17 protein-coding genes and 1 pseudogene are annotated in these 17,167 nt (G+C 42.6%); 16 read left to right on the plus strand and 2 right to left on the minus strand.

Features of this window, described 5'->3' with window-relative positions; all coding sequences use genetic code 11:
- From ACWXW9_RS24755 to ACWXW9_RS24820, 14 genes and pseudogenes are all read left to right on the plus strand, one after another.
- Window positions 1-250: IS3 family transposase (locus ACWXW9_RS24755; protein WP_494931577.1), on the plus strand; the 250-nt coding region annotated here is incomplete at its 5' end.
- Window positions 251-769: 519 nt separating this feature from the next.
- Window positions 770-1,559, plus strand: a pseudogene (locus ACWXW9_RS24760) (ArsB/NhaD family transporter); the annotation flags it as partial.
- A complete protein-coding gene (locus ACWXW9_RS24765) occupies window positions 1,549-1,677 on the plus strand; it encodes a hypothetical protein (RefSeq protein WP_494931578.1) in 129 nt (42 codons plus the stop codon). The pseudogene ACWXW9_RS24760 and the gene ACWXW9_RS24765, both read left to right, overlap by 11 nt.
- A 31-nt stretch (window positions 1,678-1,708) precedes the next feature.
- Window positions 1,709-1,888 (plus strand): hypothetical protein, encoded by a 180-nt coding sequence (locus ACWXW9_RS24770; protein ID WP_494931579.1) that lies wholly within the window; start codon window positions 1,709-1,711, stop codon window positions 1,886-1,888.
- A gap of 192 nt (window positions 1,889-2,080) precedes the next feature.
- On the plus strand, window positions 2,081-2,791 hold the full coding sequence (locus ACWXW9_RS24775; RefSeq protein ID WP_494931580.1) for an SDR family oxidoreductase: 711 nt from the start codon (window positions 2,081-2,083) through the stop codon (window positions 2,789-2,791).
- A gap of 244 nt (window positions 2,792-3,035) precedes the next feature.
- A complete protein-coding gene (locus ACWXW9_RS24780) occupies window positions 3,036-4,073 on the plus strand; it encodes an aldo/keto reductase (RefSeq protein WP_494931581.1) in 1,038 nt (345 codons plus the stop codon).
- Between the two features lie 141 nt (window positions 4,074-4,214).
- Window positions 4,215-4,787, plus strand: coding sequence for a TetR/AcrR family transcriptional regulator (locus ACWXW9_RS24785; protein WP_494931582.1), 573 nt, complete (start codon window positions 4,215-4,217; stop codon window positions 4,785-4,787).
- A gap of 303 nt (window positions 4,788-5,090) precedes the next feature.
- Entirely contained in the window at window positions 5,091-5,843 is a 753-nt protein-coding gene (locus ACWXW9_RS24790) for an SDR family NAD(P)-dependent oxidoreductase (RefSeq protein WP_494931583.1), read from the plus strand.
- A gap of 49 nt (window positions 5,844-5,892) precedes the next feature.
- Window positions 5,893-6,954, plus strand: a complete 1,062-nt coding sequence (locus tag ACWXW9_RS24795) for an alkene reductase (RefSeq protein ID WP_494931584.1) — start codon at window positions 5,893-5,895, stop codon at window positions 6,952-6,954.
- Window positions 6,955-7,141: 187 nt separating this feature from the next.
- The gene (locus tag ACWXW9_RS24800; protein ID WP_494931585.1) at window positions 7,142-8,140 is read left to right on the plus strand and encodes an NADP-dependent oxidoreductase; all 999 of its coding nucleotides are present in this window, start codon (window positions 7,142-7,144) and stop codon (window positions 8,138-8,140) included.
- Window positions 8,141-8,269: 129 nt separating this feature from the next.
- On the plus strand, window positions 8,270-8,848 hold the full coding sequence (locus tag ACWXW9_RS24805; RefSeq protein WP_494931586.1) for a TetR/AcrR family transcriptional regulator: 579 nt from the start codon (window positions 8,270-8,272) through the stop codon (window positions 8,846-8,848).
- A 364-nt stretch (window positions 8,849-9,212) separates the two neighbouring features.
- Complete coding sequence (locus ACWXW9_RS24810; RefSeq protein ID WP_494931587.1) at window positions 9,213-9,788, plus strand: TetR/AcrR family transcriptional regulator; 576 nt, start codon at window positions 9,213-9,215, stop codon at window positions 9,786-9,788.
- Between the two features lie 210 nt (window positions 9,789-9,998).
- A complete protein-coding gene (locus ACWXW9_RS24815; RefSeq protein ID WP_494931588.1) occupies window positions 9,999-11,039 on the plus strand; it encodes an NADH:flavin oxidoreductase in 1,041 nt (346 codons plus the stop codon).
- An 18-nt stretch (window positions 11,040-11,057) separates the two neighbouring features.
- A complete protein-coding gene (locus ACWXW9_RS24820) occupies window positions 11,058-11,243 on the plus strand; it encodes a hypothetical protein (protein WP_494931589.1) in 186 nt (61 codons plus the stop codon).
- A 247-nt stretch (window positions 11,244-11,490) separates the two neighbouring features.
- On the opposite strand, the gene ACWXW9_RS24825 is transcribed toward ACWXW9_RS24820, so the two are convergent.
- Entirely contained in the window at window positions 11,491-12,390 is a 900-nt protein-coding gene (locus ACWXW9_RS24825; protein ID WP_494931590.1) for a helix-turn-helix transcriptional regulator, read from the minus strand.
- 113 nt (window positions 12,391-12,503) lie between these two features.
- Between ACWXW9_RS24825 and ACWXW9_RS24830 the strand changes: the two genes are divergently transcribed.
- Window positions 12,504-13,937: a glycoside hydrolase family 1 protein gene (locus tag ACWXW9_RS24830; protein WP_494931591.1), complete on the plus strand. Its 1,434-nt coding sequence runs from the start codon at window positions 12,504-12,506 to the stop codon at window positions 13,935-13,937.
- Between the two features lie 476 nt (window positions 13,938-14,413).
- Complete coding sequence (locus ACWXW9_RS24835; protein ID WP_494931592.1) at window positions 14,414-16,000, plus strand: sensor domain-containing diguanylate cyclase; 1,587 nt, start codon at window positions 14,414-14,416, stop codon at window positions 15,998-16,000.
- 223 nt (window positions 16,001-16,223) lie between these two features.
- On the opposite strand, the gene ACWXW9_RS24840 is transcribed toward ACWXW9_RS24835, so the two are convergent.
- Window positions 16,224-17,105 carry a helix-turn-helix domain-containing protein gene (locus ACWXW9_RS24840; RefSeq protein ID WP_494931593.1) on the minus strand — a complete coding sequence of 294 codons (882 nt, stop codon included), beginning with the start codon at window positions 17,103-17,105 and terminating at the stop codon, window positions 16,224-16,226.
- Window positions 17,106-17,167: the final 62 nt, after the last annotated feature.

The raw sequence follows: 17,167 nt of genomic DNA on the forward strand, positions 1-17,167 counted from the left end.
GCTGGAGGCTTTTCAGATTGAGCGTTCTTTGAGTATGAGAGGCTGTCCCTATGACAATGCCGTTGCGGAGGCCACTTTTAAAATTTTCAAAACGGAGTTTGTGAAGAAACGTCATTTTGAAAGTCTAGCTGAGCTAGCCACAGAATTACATGACTATGTGCACTGGTTTAACCATATTCGGATTCACGGTTCTCTGGATTACTTGAGTCCTGCTGAGTTCAAGCAGAGGCACCACAAAAAAATTGTCTAGTTTAATGTTGACAATCCAAACCATTAGAAACTGTGTGAGAGATCTACTGATTTAATTAAGAATCAAACTTTAACAGTGAGTGCAATTAGGGTATTATTTTTTACTCATAACCATCTATTTAATAAATATTTAATAAATATACAGTTAACAGTTCTGCAAATCGATTATCTACACTCATAGCTTACCTTACGTCTATACAATTCGGCGAATTTAGTATTATCGGTCTACTCAGAGTTTAGTAGAAGCTGAATTTTTTATATTTTGATCTACCGTTAGTCATAGAAAACGTAAAGTCTCAACCATAATTATATAAAATACAAAAAGTCTCAAGTTACGATATAATTAATCTCATTTGTAACCATAAAAACAGCCTATTTTGTGCTTATTTAGTCTCATTTATAAGCATTACTCACATGTGGTGTCATAATTAATGAGAATATTTTCAGATCAAATGAGAAAAAAATTTCACAATTGATGAGAAATGAATATTTATGGATAGATATACATTAGTTAAGTTACGGTGCGGCCTTAATTTTGACACCGATTGTTCTAGCGATGGTTCGGGCACTGAAATTGGATGAGAAGATTATTTTCCTTATTGGCTAGTATGGTAGTACTGTATCTCTTTTTCCGCAAAAGGATACCAAAAACGTTTGATGCCGCACAATTAATGACACCTACAGAAGCGATTAAAAATCCAAAAATGCTCCGTATGTCCTGGATCATTCTCGCGGTGCTGTTGGTTGGCTACTGTGCATGTGAATTTTTTAGTATTCCTGTCTCGGCTGTAGCCGATATCATTGCCGTCTTTTTCTTGCTGATGGCGAGAAGTAGCCCTGCGGTACCGTTGAAAGAAGTTATGAAGGGCGCTCCATGGGCTATCGTATTTTTCTCCATCGGCATGTATGTTGTGGTGTATGGCCTGCGTAATGCCGGTTTGACGGATCTGCTGGCTCATGTGATTCAAGCGGCTGCCGATCAAGGTATGTTTGTAGCACCATGGGCATGGGTTTTATCGCGGCTGTTATCTCGTCGGTGATGAATAACATGCCTATGGTCATGATTGATGCGCTTGCTATAGATGCCACCCATACAACCACTATGATCAAAGAGGCGCTGATTTACGCGATCGGATTTGGGACCGAAAATAACCCCGATTGGTTCATTAGCTACATTGTTGTGGCTACATGTGCTTAGCTCAAAAGACGTGAAAATTTCTTGGGGAACTTATTTTAAAACAGGCATTGTTTTAACGATTCCTACACTGGACGCAACGTACTGGAACCGTAGCAACTGGAGTGTTACTTGAGCTGGGTTTGGCCACCACAGTGGAAGAGGCGGAAACTTTGACTAAAGAAAAACGTCCGGATATCCACTTCAAGCAAGAATTGCGTGATGTATTGAAGGGATTTTACCCATCCAAGTAATTAAATCTATACAGTAAAGGGGCTATTTCCTATGGGAGATAGTCCTTATTTTCTTTCAAGAAGCATTGATTATGCTATTTTTAGCATTCGAGATTTAATGACAGACCCAATAGGGAATTATCTCTTCTCCATTTCTAACGCTAATGGTATTTGGACCGCAGGTCCTGAGAGAGTAGGACGCAGCCAAGACTCAAAAGACATGCTCGATTAATTGCGGTCATAAATAATTATTATTTACCGATCGTTCTCAATATGTTATATTGTTGACGTAGGAGGAATAAACGGGTAAGAAGCCAAGAGTTATGAGAAGTGGTATATGATCTTGCCTTGGAGTTCTTATACGTTTATTAGAATGATAGTTCTTAAATGTTTATTAGATACACACACAAGGAGGAATAGGTCAATGTCTAACAAAATCGCACTTGTAACAGGTGCAAATAAAGGAATCGGTTTCGAAGTTGCCAGACAATTAGGTCAGCAAGGAATAACAGTATTGGTTGGTGCACGTACGAAATCGAAGGCCGACGAGGCTGCAAGCAAACTGCAGGTTGAAGGTATTCAAGCTATTGGTGTACAGCTCGAAGTTACGAATGCTGAGCACATTGCTGAATTGGTTCACTTCATTGATAAGGAATATGGCCGTCTAGATATACTGGTGAACAATGCGGGAATCTTGGTCGATAATTCGGGATATGAAGGGGATTTCCTGCGTGATACGTTCGAAGTAAACACCTTCGCGCCATATTATATTACGGAAGCTTTGTTGCCACTGTTATTAAAAAGCGATGCGGGAAGAATCGTCAATCAAAGCAGTGCTTTGGGATCGATTCAGTTAAATTTATCCAACGAATCTGTGCAGGCGATGGCCAGTCCGGCATATTCGGCATCCAAAGCATCACTAAATTTGCTTACGGTATATTGGTCACAAAAATGGAAGGACACAAACCTGAAAATCAATTCCACGCATCCAGGCTTGGTCAAAACGCAAATGGGTGGGGAAAATGCAGAGCTGTCCGAAGCAGATGGAGCGATTACAGCAGTTCGGTTAGCGACTTTGCCAGAGGACGGCCCGACCGGTGAATTCTATTACATGGACACTCAAGTTCCGTGGTAACCAAATTTAATCATGACCTCGTCGGTGAACTCACATCGTATGTGATGAATTGTGAGGAACTGGAGACATGAAAGATATATCAATTATGGCTTAGCCATTAATGCATAAGAGTAGTGGTGGATAGATGCAGTCGCAGTTTTTGAATTGATTGGGATCATCTGTTCAAAAGAAAAACAGAGAATTTTTGCAAATATATTAGAATGATCATTCTCATTATAACAGATGGAGAAGGGATGGATTGAACATGGAATATCGTGTATTAGGAAATACAGGCCTTAAAGTAAGCAGTTTTGTATTAGGTACAGGTACTTTTGGTTTTTGGGGGAACAACACGGAGAAAGAAGCTGCAGTCATGTTGGATGAAGCTTTGGCTGGAGGAATTAACCTGATCGATACTGCGGATGTCTATTCAAGTGGTCAATCCGAAGAAATTCTGGGTCACATTCTAAAAGAACGCAGACAGGATGTTATTCTGGCCACGAAAGGCGGAATGCCCATGGGTAGTGGACTTAATCAATCCGGTAACTCGAAATATTGGATTAAGCGTGCAGTAGAGGGTAGCTTGAGAAGGTTGCAAACGGATTATATCGATTTGTATCAACTACATCAGCCGGATCTCCATACCGATATTGAAGAGAGTCTTGACGCACTTACGGACCTGGTTCGTGAAGGGAAGATTCGCTATATTGGTACATCCAATTTTCAGGCATGGCAAGTGACCGAAGCTCAATGGACTAGCGAACGCAAAAATGTAGCACGTTTTGTCTCTGAGCAAGCCCCGTATTCCATTTTAAACCGAAGTATCGAATTCGATCTGCTTGCTGCCACAGCAAAATATGGAATGGGTGTTTTGGTTTGGAGCCCACTTTCGGGTGGCTTATTAACGGGAAAATACCGTTCAGGAGAAGCTGTCGCCCCGGATTCAAGAGCAGCCACCTTCGCTGGACGCTTAAAATCTGTTGTTGACCCTAATCGAGAAGAAAACCGCATCAAGTTTGAAGCCATAGCCCAACTCCAAACACTTGCAGATGAAGCAGGATTAACTTTACCTCATCTTGCTATGGCATTCACACAAGCTCATTCGTCCATTACTTCTGCCATTGTTGGGGCAAGAACAATTGAACAACTCCGGGAAACGTTAAAGGGTAGTGACATCCGATTAAGCAGCGATATACTGGATGCGATAGATGCCATTGTTCCACCAGGAGTAACCCTGGATGCGTTGGAAAAAGGTTGGACACCCGATTGGTTACAAGCAGACAAACGAAGAATCCTGCGTTAAATATATAAGATAGGCATCATACCTGTATTCCATACACCAAGAATAAAATCAAGCGACTTATCGTTTGATTTTATTCATGTTCTTCTTTCCAGTTTGCCGATCGTTCACTTCAATGTATAATGATGATTCGAGGTGATTACAATGGCAAGATCCAAGGAATTTGAAGTTAATGAAGTATTAGATAAAGCAATACGCCTGTTCTGGGCACAAGGATATGAGAAAACTTCAATGCAAGAATTGGTTAATTTTATGGGCATTCACCGAAGAAGTATCTATGATACTTTTGGTGATAAGCATGCCTTATTTATGAAGGCACTCGAACGATATGAAACTAAGCAGACCAGCAAAATGAAATGTCTGGTTGAAAGACAAAAACCGGTCAAGGACTTAATTCGAGAAATGTTCGAGTCGACATTAAGAAATGAAGGAGAACCTCTAGGATGTTTCCTCGTGAATTCAGGCGTGGAGCTGGGCGTGTTGGATCCAGAAGTTGCATCCCTGGTACAGAAGAGTTATACCCAAACTGAGGAATTATTGGCTACCCTTATTCTGGAGGGTCAGCAAACGGGTGAGATCAAGGCTAACTTTGAACCTAGAGTTATTTCCCATTATTTAATGAATGCCTGGTTGGGGCTACGGACGTTGGTTAAGACAACAGCGGATCAACAAAAATTAAAGGATATTATTGATATGACACTGTCCGGATTAGATTAAAAGTGTAATTACAACTTATCGGGCAAAAGGAGTCACCTAAATGGAAGTTTTTTGTTTCCGCGATACAAGTTCTTGTCCCTCTAGCGGAGGAAAGAACTTGTATCTTATGCCCCAAACAAGACAAGAAATTCGGTCTCAAAATTAAAATTTTTACCGCGAAAATAATTCTTTACTGTTCGTTCTAAAATCGATATACTTAAAGGAAGTTAGATCTAACTTTTTTACCTAAATAAGAATGATCGTTCTAAATTTGTTTTTGAAATTCATGTACAATAATCTGCATTTTATGAAGGAGAGAATATTATGAAGTACACAGTTATCACAGGAGCAAGTTCAGGAATTGGATATGAGACGGCATTGGCATTTGCTGCACGTGGCAAAAACTTAATTTTGGTAGCTAGAAGATTAGATAAGTTAGAAGAGCTTAAATCAACAATTCAGGAAATTGATCCTAATGTAAATATTATTGTTCGTACAAGTGATCTGTCTGTTACAGATCAGGCCTACACACTGTATAACAATTTAAAGGAATACCAAATTGAGACCTGGATTAACAATGCGGGGCTTGGTGAAGCTTCATTTGTAGCAAAACAGAATTTAGATAAAGTTGAAACCATGTTACGTGTTAATATCGAATCCTTGACGATCCTTTCTACACTATATGTGCGAGATTATGCTGATGTAGAAGGAACTCAGTTAATTAACGTCTCATCCGCACTCGGATATGCCATTGCTGTTGGGAGCGTTGCTTATTCTGCATCTAAATACTACGTTAGTGCCTTCACAGAAGGGCTTGCAAAAGAACTAGAACTGAAAGGGGCAAAACTAAAGGCAAAAGTTTTAGCACCAGCTATAACGGAAACGGAATTCGTGAAGAAATCCATAGATGCTGAAGAATTTGATTACAAAGCAAACATGCCTAAGTACCACACTGCCAAACAAATGGCGGGCTTCATGGTAGATCTTTATGATAGCAACGAGGTGGTAGGGATTGTAGACCAGAACTATGATTTCAATCTGAGAGGCGAAATATATCCAATAATTTCAGAATTTTAAATCGAATTCATATATCCATATAATTTCATTTGAAGAGGAGAGTATCAGAATGGAGAAGTTGTGGAGTAAAACGAACATTGGAATAATGGAACTACCACATCGTTTAGCAATGGCACCAATGACACGTAGTAGATCGCAAGAAGATGGTGTACCGGGAGAGCTAACTTCCCTTTATTATGCTCAACGAGCGTCAATGGGACTCGTTATTACGGAAGGTACACAACCTTCTGATGATGGTCAAGGGTACTTATGGACACCTGGGATCTATATGGATAAGCATATTGAAGGATGGAAAAAGGTTACAGATGCAGTGCATGAAGCAGGTGGATATATGTATATCCAATTAATGCATGCTGGTCGCATGTCGCACCCAGACAATACACCACATCATCGTCAACCTGTTGCGCCATCTGCAATCGCGCCAGGTGTAGAAATGTTTACTGCTAAAGGTATGCAGGACATCCCCGTTCCGCGTGAGTTAAGCAAAGAGGATATTCAAACGACTATTGCAGATTTCCGAAAAGCAGCAGCAGCGGCTATTAAAGCAGGTGCGGATGGCGTTGAAATTCATGGAGCCAATGGCTATCTGATTAATCAATTTATCGGAGAAAATTCGAATACACGGACGGATGAATATGGGGGATCTATAGAAAATCGTGCTCGCTTCGCGATTGAAGTAACGAAAGCCATCGTCGAAGAAATTGGAGCAGAAAGAACAGGCTTCCGTATCTCGCCAGGAACACCTCTTGGTGGGATTCAAGATGGTGAACAAGGTCCTGAACTTTATCGTTATCTTGTAAAAGAATTAGCTCAATTGGATTTAGCTTACCTTCATGTCATGCACCTTGGAAACGAAAAACTGCTCCAAGACATTCGTTCAATCTGGACGAATCCTTTGTTAGTCAATCGTGCTGGACGAGCTCTGGAAGATCTTAGCGTGGATATAGATAGTGGCCTTGCTGATCTGGTGCCTGTTGGTGTGTGGTCATTAGCCAATCCAGATTTAGTGGAACGACTTCAAAAAGGTGCGCCATTGAACGAAGCGGATCCGACAACATTCTTTGGTCTGGGAAGCAAAGGTTACACGGATTATCCTACGATGGAAAATTAGAATCCCAAGAGGGGTAACAATAGTGTATGTGGTAAATCATGGCGTACAACTGAAAGTTGTACGCCATGATTTATCTACAAATGTTCGATGTTTTCATAAAAAATGTATTTTGATCCACCTACACTCGTAACTAGTGATTGCATTCATAGTGTGCTACCCCAAAATTAGCAAAGGAAGAGGATGAATCATGAGAGCAGCACAAATACAGAAATATTCAAAAAAAATCCAAGTGAAATTGAATGATGTTAACATACCACAGATCAATAGCCACGAGGTACTTGTCAAAGTAAAAGCTGCAGGTGTAAATCCACTGGACATTCTTAATTTGAATGGCAGCGTTCGGATGATTGCTGACTATAAGTTGCCATTAACTTTAGGAAATGAACTATCTGGCGTTATTGAAGCCGTTGGCGATGATGTTTTGAATTTTAAGGTTGGTGACCCTGTGTATACGAGGTTGCCACTTGCTAAAATCGGTGCTTTTGCTGAATATGCGGCCGTGAATGAAGATGCTTTATCCATCATGCCTGAAAATCTATCTTTCATTGAAGCTGCTGCGGTACCCCTTACTGCCTTGACTGCTTATCAAGCGTTACACGAAGTACTCGATGCCCAGCCAAATAAAAAGCTATTCATTCCTGGAGGAACCGGAGGCTTCGGCGCTATGGCAATCCCCATTGCCAAATCAATGGGATTATATGTTATTACAAGTGGCAGTGAAAGAGGCAAATCACGTACACTGTTGATCGGGGCTGATCAATTCATAAATTATAAGGCAGAGAACTATGCTGACATACTGTCCGATATCGATTATGTGATCGACACCTTGGGTACCAAAGAGATCAAAGCTGAACTGGGCATTTTAAAACCACAAGGGAAATTGGTATCATTGAAAGCCGGACCTAATTATCGCTTTGCGGTTGACAATCATTTTCCAATGTGGAAAAAAGCATTGTTTGGTCTAGTGGGTGCTCGCTTAGATTCTTTAGCGCGTAAACATCAAAATGAATATCGTTTTTTATTTGTGCAAGCCAATGGAAGTCAATTACAAGAAATCACTAAACTTGTTGAAAAAGAAAATATCAAGCCTTCTATAGATTTAACTTATACGTTTGATGACATTAATAAGGCGTTGGTTAAAGTGTCGACGGGCCACTCCCAGGGCAAAGTGATTGTGACCTTCTAAACTACAAGCAACTTAAGTGGTGTTGCTCGCGTGTTCTGAGAATAAACAAAGTATACTGTAAAACGAAGTAAGGGGGACTACGAGATCATTTTATTCAATGATCTTTTTTCTTGACAGGAGGGAATTCAAATGGCCAGAAGCAAAGAGTTCGAAGAGTCCGTTGTATTAGATAAAGCGATGAGACTTTTTTGGGAACAGGGCTACGAGAAGACATCCATGACCGATCTGGTCGAGCATATGGGAATCCATCGCAGAAGCTTGTATGACACATTTGGCGACAAACATACGCTGTTTCTAAAGGCAGTAGAGCTTTATGATAATAAAATTAGCACCGCACTTGCAGCAGGGGTAAAAAGCTCCAAAACTGCAAAGGAAGCACTTCAGTTTATTGTTAGCTTCTTGATCTGCGGAGAAGAGAATCCAGCTTTTGGCTGCTTAATGGTGAATTCGACGGTGGAATTGGCGGCGCGTGATGCCGATATTAATAACAAATCAATTGAAGTGTTTTTGACTGCAGAGCAACTATTCAAGGACATTATTCTGTGGGGGCAGCAAGATGGTGAATTCACATCTGAGTACGACGCAAGGGAATTGGCGGAATATCTGCATAATGTAGGGGTTGGGTTAAGAGTGATAGCCAAAACTTCGATTACAAAAGAAAAACTTCGCCGTATAGCTAATCTATCCATGCAGCTTATAGTAAAATGACAGTTTTTTTTCATATTACTAGAATGTTCGTTCTCCTATTTATTTCTAAACCGTGCATTTCAGCGAGCTATTTCTCTTCTCAGCTTGTGGCAAAACAGTTAAGTCCAAACAGCCGTATCATCAACTTTTCCACTTCAGTGAATAGCCAAATGTTAGAGACATATAGTCTGTACGCTGGCTCCAAAGAAGCGGTGAAACAGTTGATACTGCGTTTTTCACGTTTGGTAAAACCAGAACGAATCCATGCGTTTGGCGTCTTTTTCCTTTAATGTAAATGGTAGCCGGATAACAAATAGATGTATCATTATAATTAGACTATTGATTAATTTTTGACTACGCGGTCAAAAAGTGGTAGTTTTATCCTATGAGCAGACCAAGAGAATTTGATGTCGATCGTGCATTGCAGCAGTCTATGGAAGTGTTCTGGAATCAAGGATTCAAGTCAACCTCTTATGAGGATCTTACTCGTACGACAGGGGTCAAGAAGCAAAGTTTGTATTGCGTATTTAATGACAAACGCTCATTGTTCCTCAAAGCGCTAGTACTCTATCGCGAACAGAGCGTAGGGACATTGAAGGAGATCGAAGCACAAGCCTCATCTCCGCTTGATAAACTGGATTCTTTGCGCCATTCACTTTTAGACAACGAATCCGGCTGCCAAGGATGTCTAATGGTGAATTCCTCACTGGAATTCGGAACAGATGACGAGCAGGTCACGCGAGAAAATGAACTGATGTCAGAAGAGTTTCAAAAGGTTTTAGAGAAGATCATCCGTAGCGGTCAGGAACAGCAGTTAATTTCGAACCGTTTTTCTAGCAAAGAGCTTGCAGCTTATCTATATAACACCATACTGGGTGTAAAAATTATGGAGAAATCCGGTTCATCGCGTGAACAGATCGAGGCGGTTTTGCGTACGTCTTTTGCCATGATGTTGCCTTGATCTTTTTTTTGTCTCATTCTTGACTTCATAGTCAAGAACTAATGCATTGTTGTAGTGAAGGAGGGTTTAACAATGAAATTTAAGGAGGTGGGGCTTTTCGATAAAGTTCTTTCAACGATTCATCTGTAAGTCAAGCTGATATTAACATGGGTCATGGCCTGTGAAGCGATCTAAGCATCTTATAAAAAAACTAAATTTTTGGAGGCTATTATGAATTATTCTCAATCAGTAGAACCGCTGTTTCAACCTATAGAATTAGGCAACTTGAAATTATCCAATCGGATCGTGATGGCACCGATGACTCGTCAATTTTCTCCGGACGGTATACCAGGTACAAATGTCGCTTCCTATTACCGCCGCAGAGCGGAGAACGGTGTGGGTCTTATTGTGACAGAAGGAACGGTAATCAATCATCCGGATGCATCCAATCAAGTTAACGTGCCGCACTTTTATGGCGGAGCTGCACTAAATGGCTGGGCGAATGTAGTGTCAGAGGTACATGAGGCCGGTGGACGGATCATTCCACAGATCTGGCATATGGGAGCTAAAGGTCATGTTGGCGATTATTCGGAAGCTGAAATTACTGAAATCGTCCAGGCATTTGCACAGGCAGCTTCTGAGGCGAAGCGTCTTGGGTTCGATGGTATTGAGTTACACGGTGCGCACAGCTATCTGATTGATCAATTCTTCTATGAGAAAACCAATCCGCGTACAGATCGTTATGGTGGGGATATGCTTGCACGCACACGCTTTGCAGTTGAAGTTATTGAGGCTTGCCGTGAGGTAGTTGGACCGGAATTCCCGATTGTTCTGCGTTTATCGCAATGGAAGACTGATGATTTCCAAGCTAAATTGGCAGAAACTCCGGAATTGCTGGAGCAATTCCTGACGCCACTTGTTAATGCGGGCGTCGATATTTTCCACTGTTCCACACGACGTTTCTGGGAGCCGGAATTCGAGGGCTCTGATCTGAACTTTGCCGGATGGACCAAAAAGTTGACTGGCAAACCAACAATTACGGTTGGATCTGTTGGCCTTGACGGTGAGTTCACGAGTCTTTTCAGCGAAGGAAAAGGAGCCAATAACGTCGGTATCGATGGACTGGTTCAACGACTTGAGAATGAAGAATTTGACATGGTGGCAGTTGGACGTTCGCTACTGGTCGATCCTGCATGGGCTAAGAAAATTCGTGAAGGACGTATAGACGAACTGATTCCTTTTACTTCAGAAGCGACTAAAGTACTTACTTAAGTAATACACCATAGCTCTATGGATCGGTTTGGCGACAAAGTCAACGCCGAGCTTGCAGGAGGGGTTAAACGCTCCAAAACTGCAACGGAGGCTCTTCATTTTATTTTTGGCTTCATGATTCGTGATGGTGATGGCTTCAAGCCTCATGGAAAGGAATTCTACACTCCATATATCGATAATTTCAAGCAAGGATACAGTAAGTAATCGTAGTTGAGATTAAAAGTAATAAGTCGATTAATAACGATTATGAATTAGTCTGCTCTAAGAGAGTTAGTTTGTAAGAAACATCGCTACCTATGTCGGAGGACGAGAATTTTGGTATCATACCTGTTTTGATGATCACCTAATTACACTAGGAAGCGACGATTTAAGTACAAGGTTAATCCAAATGTTAGACTTTAGATTTGTATAGGCGCTGAATCAAGTCCGTCTGGAAATAGTCAATATGAAATCAAAAGGTGATCATTTGCAAATGTTCTACCGCATCGATATGTCGTCTGAGCAGTTCCTGCCGAATATGGGGAGGTTTAACCACGGTCAACTCCGCTCCAAATGACATCAGGAACGAATACAATTGTTCCCCCTCATGTACTTCCAGAGAGACGTGCAGCCTGCCATCAGGTTGTTTTTCAATCCGGGAGGGTTCAAAAAAATCATGCACTCTGTACGCAATGGTACTAGAGAATATCAGTTTCATGGAAACTGGAGGACTGGTAACGTGTTTTTCGGAGACCCTTAATCCCGCTGTCATGCTCTGATCGAGGGGCTTTGGCAGCAGTTTGAGCTCAGAGACCCTTTTCATCTTGAAAGTCTGTGCTTCTGTAATGCTCGGCGTGCTTTGACCGTTACCTTTGAAGTACCAGGTGTTATTTTTGAATATTAATTTGACAGGTTCGACGGTCTCTAAACTTGGTTCACCATTGGAGTCGATATAATGAAACGTCATAAGCTGTTTCGTGAGTATGGCCTGCTTCACCTGATTGAACAGTTCTCTCTCCTGCAGTGAAATGCTGCGCCAGGGGGAGAAATCGAATTCGATCCATTCCAGCTTGTGATCAAACATCGCGGTCAACCGTTTCAGCATATGGGCACTGTTGAGATGAGGGATGGCACTGACGCTGTATAGTCCAAGCAAAATTTCATTTTGATCGTCTTCGGACAAGAGAGACTTGTCCATGACAAAGTTGTCCATAAGATGAATGCCGCCATGTTTTCCGGTTGTGGTGTACACAGGAATGCCTGCTGCACTCAGCCTGTCGATATCACGGTACACCGTGCGCACGGATATTTCGAACAAACGGGCCAGTTCCGGGGCGGTCGCTTTCTTTTTCTCCAATAACAATAGCATCATTCTGAATAATCGGTTATTTTCCATGCCATGATTATACCATGACAGAAGGTGTCAGGGTATGGATGTTACACTAGTTTTGAAGTCTTGATGAGACATTGGAGGAGGAACTGGTTATGACAATGAAAGATGGATTTTTCTGGGGTGGAGCAACGGCTGCCAATCAATTTGAAGGTGGATGGAACATGGGCGGCAAAGGCCCAAGCACTTCCGATATGATGACAGGCGGAACCCACACGACACCGCGGCGAATCACGCCTGTACTTGAAGAGGGAACGTATTATCCGAGCCATGAAGCGGTTGATTTTTATGGACATTACAAAGAGGATATTGCCTTGATGGCCCAAATGGGATTCAAAATGTTCCGCATGTCGATCAACTGGTCAAGAATCTATCCGAACGGTTACGATCTGGAGCCGAACGAAGAGGGATTGCAGTTCTATGATAACGTTTTTGCCGAGTTGAAAAAGTACAACATTGAGCCGCTGGTGACCATTTCCCATTATGAAACGCCATTCGGTCTGACCGAGAAGTATAACGGCTGGGCATCACGGGAAGTTATCGATTGTTACATCCGATATTGTACAACCCTCTTCAACAGATACAAGGATCAGGTTAAATACTGGCTGACCTTCAACGAGATCAACTGTCTGACGATGCCGCTGGGGGCTTATATGGCCGCAGGTATTCTGTTCGAAGGCAAAGAGACGCTGACAGATGGGGTCGATGATCCGCAGACCCGCTTCCAGGCGCTGCACCATCAATTTGTGGCAAGTGCGAAGGCGGTCAAGCTAGGGCATGAGATCAACCCCGATTTCCAAATCGGCTGTATGGTCGCTTTCATGACAACGTACCCGAACACATGCAATCCGGACGATATTTTGCTTGCACAGAAAAAGGACCAAATTTCGAATATGATCTGTGGTGATGTGCAGGTCAGAGGGGCGTATCCCGGGTTTGCCAAACGTTTCTTTGCCGAGCAGGGAATCCGTATCGAGATGCAACCGGAAGATGAACAGACATTGCGGGAAGGATGCGTGGATTTCTACTCCTTCAGCTATTACATGTCCATGGTCGAAAGTGCGGATGATTCGCTGGAGAAAACAGGCGGTAATCTGCTGGGCGGCATCAAAAATCCATATCTGGAGTCGTCCGATTGGGGATGGCAGATCGATCCAAAAGGTTTGCGTTACACGCTGAATCACCTGTATGACCGTTACCAGATTCCACTGATGGTGGTAGAGAACGGCCTGGGTGCTGTAGATGTGGTGGAGGAAGATGGTTCAATTCAGGATGATTATCGCATTCAATATTTGAGAGGTCACATTGAACAAATGAAGGAAGCGGTAGCAGACGGCGTGGAGCTCATTGCTTATACGATGTGGGGTTGTATCGACCTGGTTAGTGCTTCAACAGGCGAAATGAAAAAACGCTACGGCTTCATCCATGTCAACAAAAACAACGATGGCAATGGTGATCTGAGCAGAACGCCGAAGAAGAGCTTCTACTGGTACAAAAAAGTCATTGAATCCAATGGCGAAGAACTGTAGCCAAATTTGTTTTTGCCCAAGCACAAGAATAGCATGCTTAAGAAACCGTGATAATTGCGGTTTTTTTTGTTTTCTCTATAGGGGGTGTTCAGACAACAATTTTTATGGCTAGCTGCAAAAGGAGAATAAACAGAACCTCGTTTGGGGCCCCGCAACAAACTGCTGGTTTTAAAAGGTTCTCATGAGAAAGGCCTGTTTTCCATCTTGGTTGTGTTCGGCTACAACGATACAGCGTGTTCGCGGAGATGCCCAAGATGACCTTTTCATTGCCAAGTTGATGGAAATGACTTGCTAGATATCATGTTGCCTGAAGTGCCCGAGTGAAACATGTTCGAGTTCCCGAAGCACTTGCATTTTGCCAGTCTTCCTCATTTATATTATGAGAAGATGGAGTTCACCGACTAATTGTCGAATAACCTCAGAATTTGATGTATTATGGATTTAACAAGTTTTCAGGAACCAGGGAGGGTCATAGTTTGTCTACACCGAGAAGAGCCGAACATCGTCAAAGTAAAAAGCTAAGTCTCATATCGTTGCTTACGGGCTTGGTGACGCTGGTGGTTCTGCTAACCTCAAGCATTCTTCTGGTTGGTTCTTATGAGTCCCAAAAGAAATCATTGACGGAGACGACGCTCCATCTGAATTACTCCAACGCTGATCGCATTTCCAAGACGATGGATTCTTTATTTAGATCCATGCGCGGCAGCTTGGAATACAGTGCCGATAAACTTTCCGATGTTGATGCCATGACTTCGAAGCAAGTGGACGATTATTTAGATCTGATGCGCAACAGCAGCAATTTCTTCAATTCCATCACAGTGGTCGAAGCCAACGGTCTGATTCGCAATGTAGCGCCGGCTAGAGTGGGAACGGCAGGTCAGCATATCACGTCTAAGGCCAGTCTGGAAGCTTTGGCACTCCAAAAACCGTATATTTCTTCCCCTTACATGACTCCAAACACTAAGAGACTCATCGTATTTATGAGTCAACCGATTTTCAGCAGCTCCGATAAATATCTCGGTATTTTGAGCGGCACGCTTTATCTTCAGGAGAACAATATCCTGTCTGATATTTTTGGCAACAGTAATGTGGACGATTCGGGTTCTTATTATTATATTGTGGATTCCAACGGACGCCTGCTGTATCACCCGGACAAGCAGCTCCTCGGGGAGGATGTCAGCAGCAACAAGGTAGTGCAGAAGTTGATGAAGGGGGAAAGCGGGGAACAGCAAGTTCGCAACACCAGTGGCGTCGAGATGCTTGCCGGGTACTCCAGTGTCCCGGCCAACGGATGGGGAATTGTGGTCGTTTCGCCGATTGGTCTAATCCATCATCAACTGATGGGCCACATTCGGACAATTCTTTGGTATTCGTTGTTTCCGTTCATCATACTGCTGATAGGAGTCATGCTTGTAGCGTACAGGTTGGCCCGGCCTTTTGTCCATTTGGCAAATCTGGTGAGCAAGATGGGCAAGGAAAAGATTGTTATGCCGGAAGCGAAGCCACATTGGAGCCAGGAGGCTGATTTGCTCACCAAGGCCGTATTGCTTGCCATGTTGAATATTCAGAAGCAGACGGATCAATTGACGCAGGAAGCTGTGACGGATGTTCTGACCGGATTAATGAACCGAAGATCGCTTGAATATGCGATGAGTCAATGGATGGCCTCTGGTCTGCCGTTTTCGCTCATTATGCTGGATGTAGACAAATTTAAATTCGTAAACGACACCTACGGCCATCTCATCGGTGACGAAGTTCTGAAACATGTTGCCGAAGTTATAGTTACCTCGCTTCGCCCGGATGATGTCTGCTATCGCTACGGCGGCGAAGAGTTCGTCATTCTGCTGAACCGACCTGAGGAAGCCTTCAACGTAGCGGAAAGAGTCCGTCGGGCTTTGGAACAAAGTAGGGCTCCCATTCCGACACGAGTTACGGTCTCTCTGGGCATCGCCCATTATCCTTTGCATGCGTCAGAGCGGGAGGAGCTGATAGAGAAGGCGGATCAGGCATTGTACCTGGCCAAGAGCAGAGGGAGAAACAGAACGATAGTCTCTGAGGGTTAAAGTAACTCCTCAAAATGCTTACAACCAGCAAATTTGCGGGGAATGGACTGTAATCTATTTCTGACCTCTCAGCCGCCGCTTCTTCTTGTTATAATTTTATTGATAATAAATTAATTGGTTGGTGGACCAACCAATTACCATCTTTTAATTAGGTATGCTGCCGGTCGTTAAGGGATCATCCATGAGAATGGTGCATGCAGTGAACGGGGGGCTCATCTATGGGTCAACCCTTCAGATTATTTCGGTATTCCAAAGGTGAGCAGCCCATTATTTTTTTGAACAGTCTGGAGAAGTAATAAGGGTCCCTAAAACCGAGTTGTATGCTAATTTCTTTAATAGAAGCATTCGTTAAGTCCAAAAGCTGACCGGCCCTCTGTATCTTCATTCTTAAATAGTAATCGACAGGAGAGTAGCCGGTTGATTGCTTGAATATCAGGTTCAAATGCTGCTTGGATACCTGAACATGCCGGCTAAGCTCCTCCAATGAAACGGTGGATTCCAATTGTTCGCTCATATAACGTGTTGCCTTATCAACATAGCTCTGGTGAGTATTGTCTTCCTTACGAAATGCAACGGATAAAACAAAACTCAGCAGATAACGGATAGTTTGCGACACTTGAACTAAATGTATAATGGAGTATGATTTGTTCAATAAAAGGTCGTAACACTGATGAAATAGCTCCAGTAGTTTGACTTCATCACTGGCGGCCATCGAAACATACGTTTTAAAAGGCTCAAACAATACCATAAAATCGTCAATTTGGTCCCCTTGAAGATGAAACCAGTAAATCGTCCAAGGATCTTCATCGTCAGCCCCATAAGCATGCGGTATGTCCCTGGGAATGTAAGCAAAGCTTCGCTCCGTCATGCAAATGGTTATGTTATCCTCCGTTCGTACCCAACCTTTTCCGCGGGCACAGTAAATGAATATATAAGAGTCACAGCCATGCGTTCTTTCACGAAAATGATGGCGGGCATAGCTAAAGCAGCCTATATCCGTAATATATAGATTGTTTGTAAGCGGATTCAATTTTAATTTATTCAATATATAGGGTGGAAGGACATATAACCTTTCACCCTCAAATCCATCAGCTTTCTTATTCATAATCTATCCATCTCCTAGCCTTAGGCGGCTCTAATGATGAAATACGTATATAGTCCATCATA

It is taken from the genome of Paenibacillus sp. LT-B23 (genome assembly GCF_059417685.1).

Coding starts and splice junctions, on each gene's coding strand:
- ACWXW9_RS24825 (WP_494931590.1), bottom strand. CDS start 12,390: ATGATGCTATTGTTATTGGAGAAAAAGAAAGCGACCGCCCCGGAACTG.
- ACWXW9_RS24800 (WP_494931585.1), top strand. CDS start 7,142: ATGAGAGCAGCACAAATACAGAAATATTCAAAAAAAATCCAAGTGAAA.
- ACWXW9_RS24820 (WP_494931589.1), top strand. CDS start 11,058: ATGGATCGGTTTGGCGACAAAGTCAACGCCGAGCTTGCAGGAGGGGTT.
- ACWXW9_RS24770 (WP_494931579.1), top strand. CDS start 1,709: ATGGGAGATAGTCCTTATTTTCTTTCAAGAAGCATTGATTATGCTATT.
- ACWXW9_RS24790 (WP_494931583.1), top strand. CDS start 5,091: ATGAAGTACACAGTTATCACAGGAGCAAGTTCAGGAATTGGATATGAG.
- ACWXW9_RS24830 (WP_494931591.1), top strand. CDS start 12,504: ATGACAATGAAAGATGGATTTTTCTGGGGTGGAGCAACGGCTGCCAAT.
- ACWXW9_RS24805 (WP_494931586.1), top strand. CDS start 8,270: ATGGCCAGAAGCAAAGAGTTCGAAGAGTCCGTTGTATTAGATAAAGCG.
- ACWXW9_RS24810 (WP_494931587.1), top strand. CDS start 9,213: ATGAGCAGACCAAGAGAATTTGATGTCGATCGTGCATTGCAGCAGTCT.
- ACWXW9_RS24780 (WP_494931581.1), top strand. CDS start 3,036: ATGGAATATCGTGTATTAGGAAATACAGGCCTTAAAGTAAGCAGTTTT.
- ACWXW9_RS24785 (WP_494931582.1), top strand. CDS start 4,215: ATGGCAAGATCCAAGGAATTTGAAGTTAATGAAGTATTAGATAAAGCA.
- ACWXW9_RS24775 (WP_494931580.1), top strand. CDS start 2,081: ATGTCTAACAAAATCGCACTTGTAACAGGTGCAAATAAAGGAATCGGT.
- ACWXW9_RS24815 (WP_494931588.1), top strand. CDS start 9,999: ATGAATTATTCTCAATCAGTAGAACCGCTGTTTCAACCTATAGAATTA.
- ACWXW9_RS24840 (WP_494931593.1), bottom strand. CDS start 17,105: ATGAATAAGAAAGCTGATGGATTTGAGGGTGAAAGGTTATATGTCCTT.
- ACWXW9_RS24795 (WP_494931584.1), top strand. CDS start 5,893: ATGGAGAAGTTGTGGAGTAAAACGAACATTGGAATAATGGAACTACCA.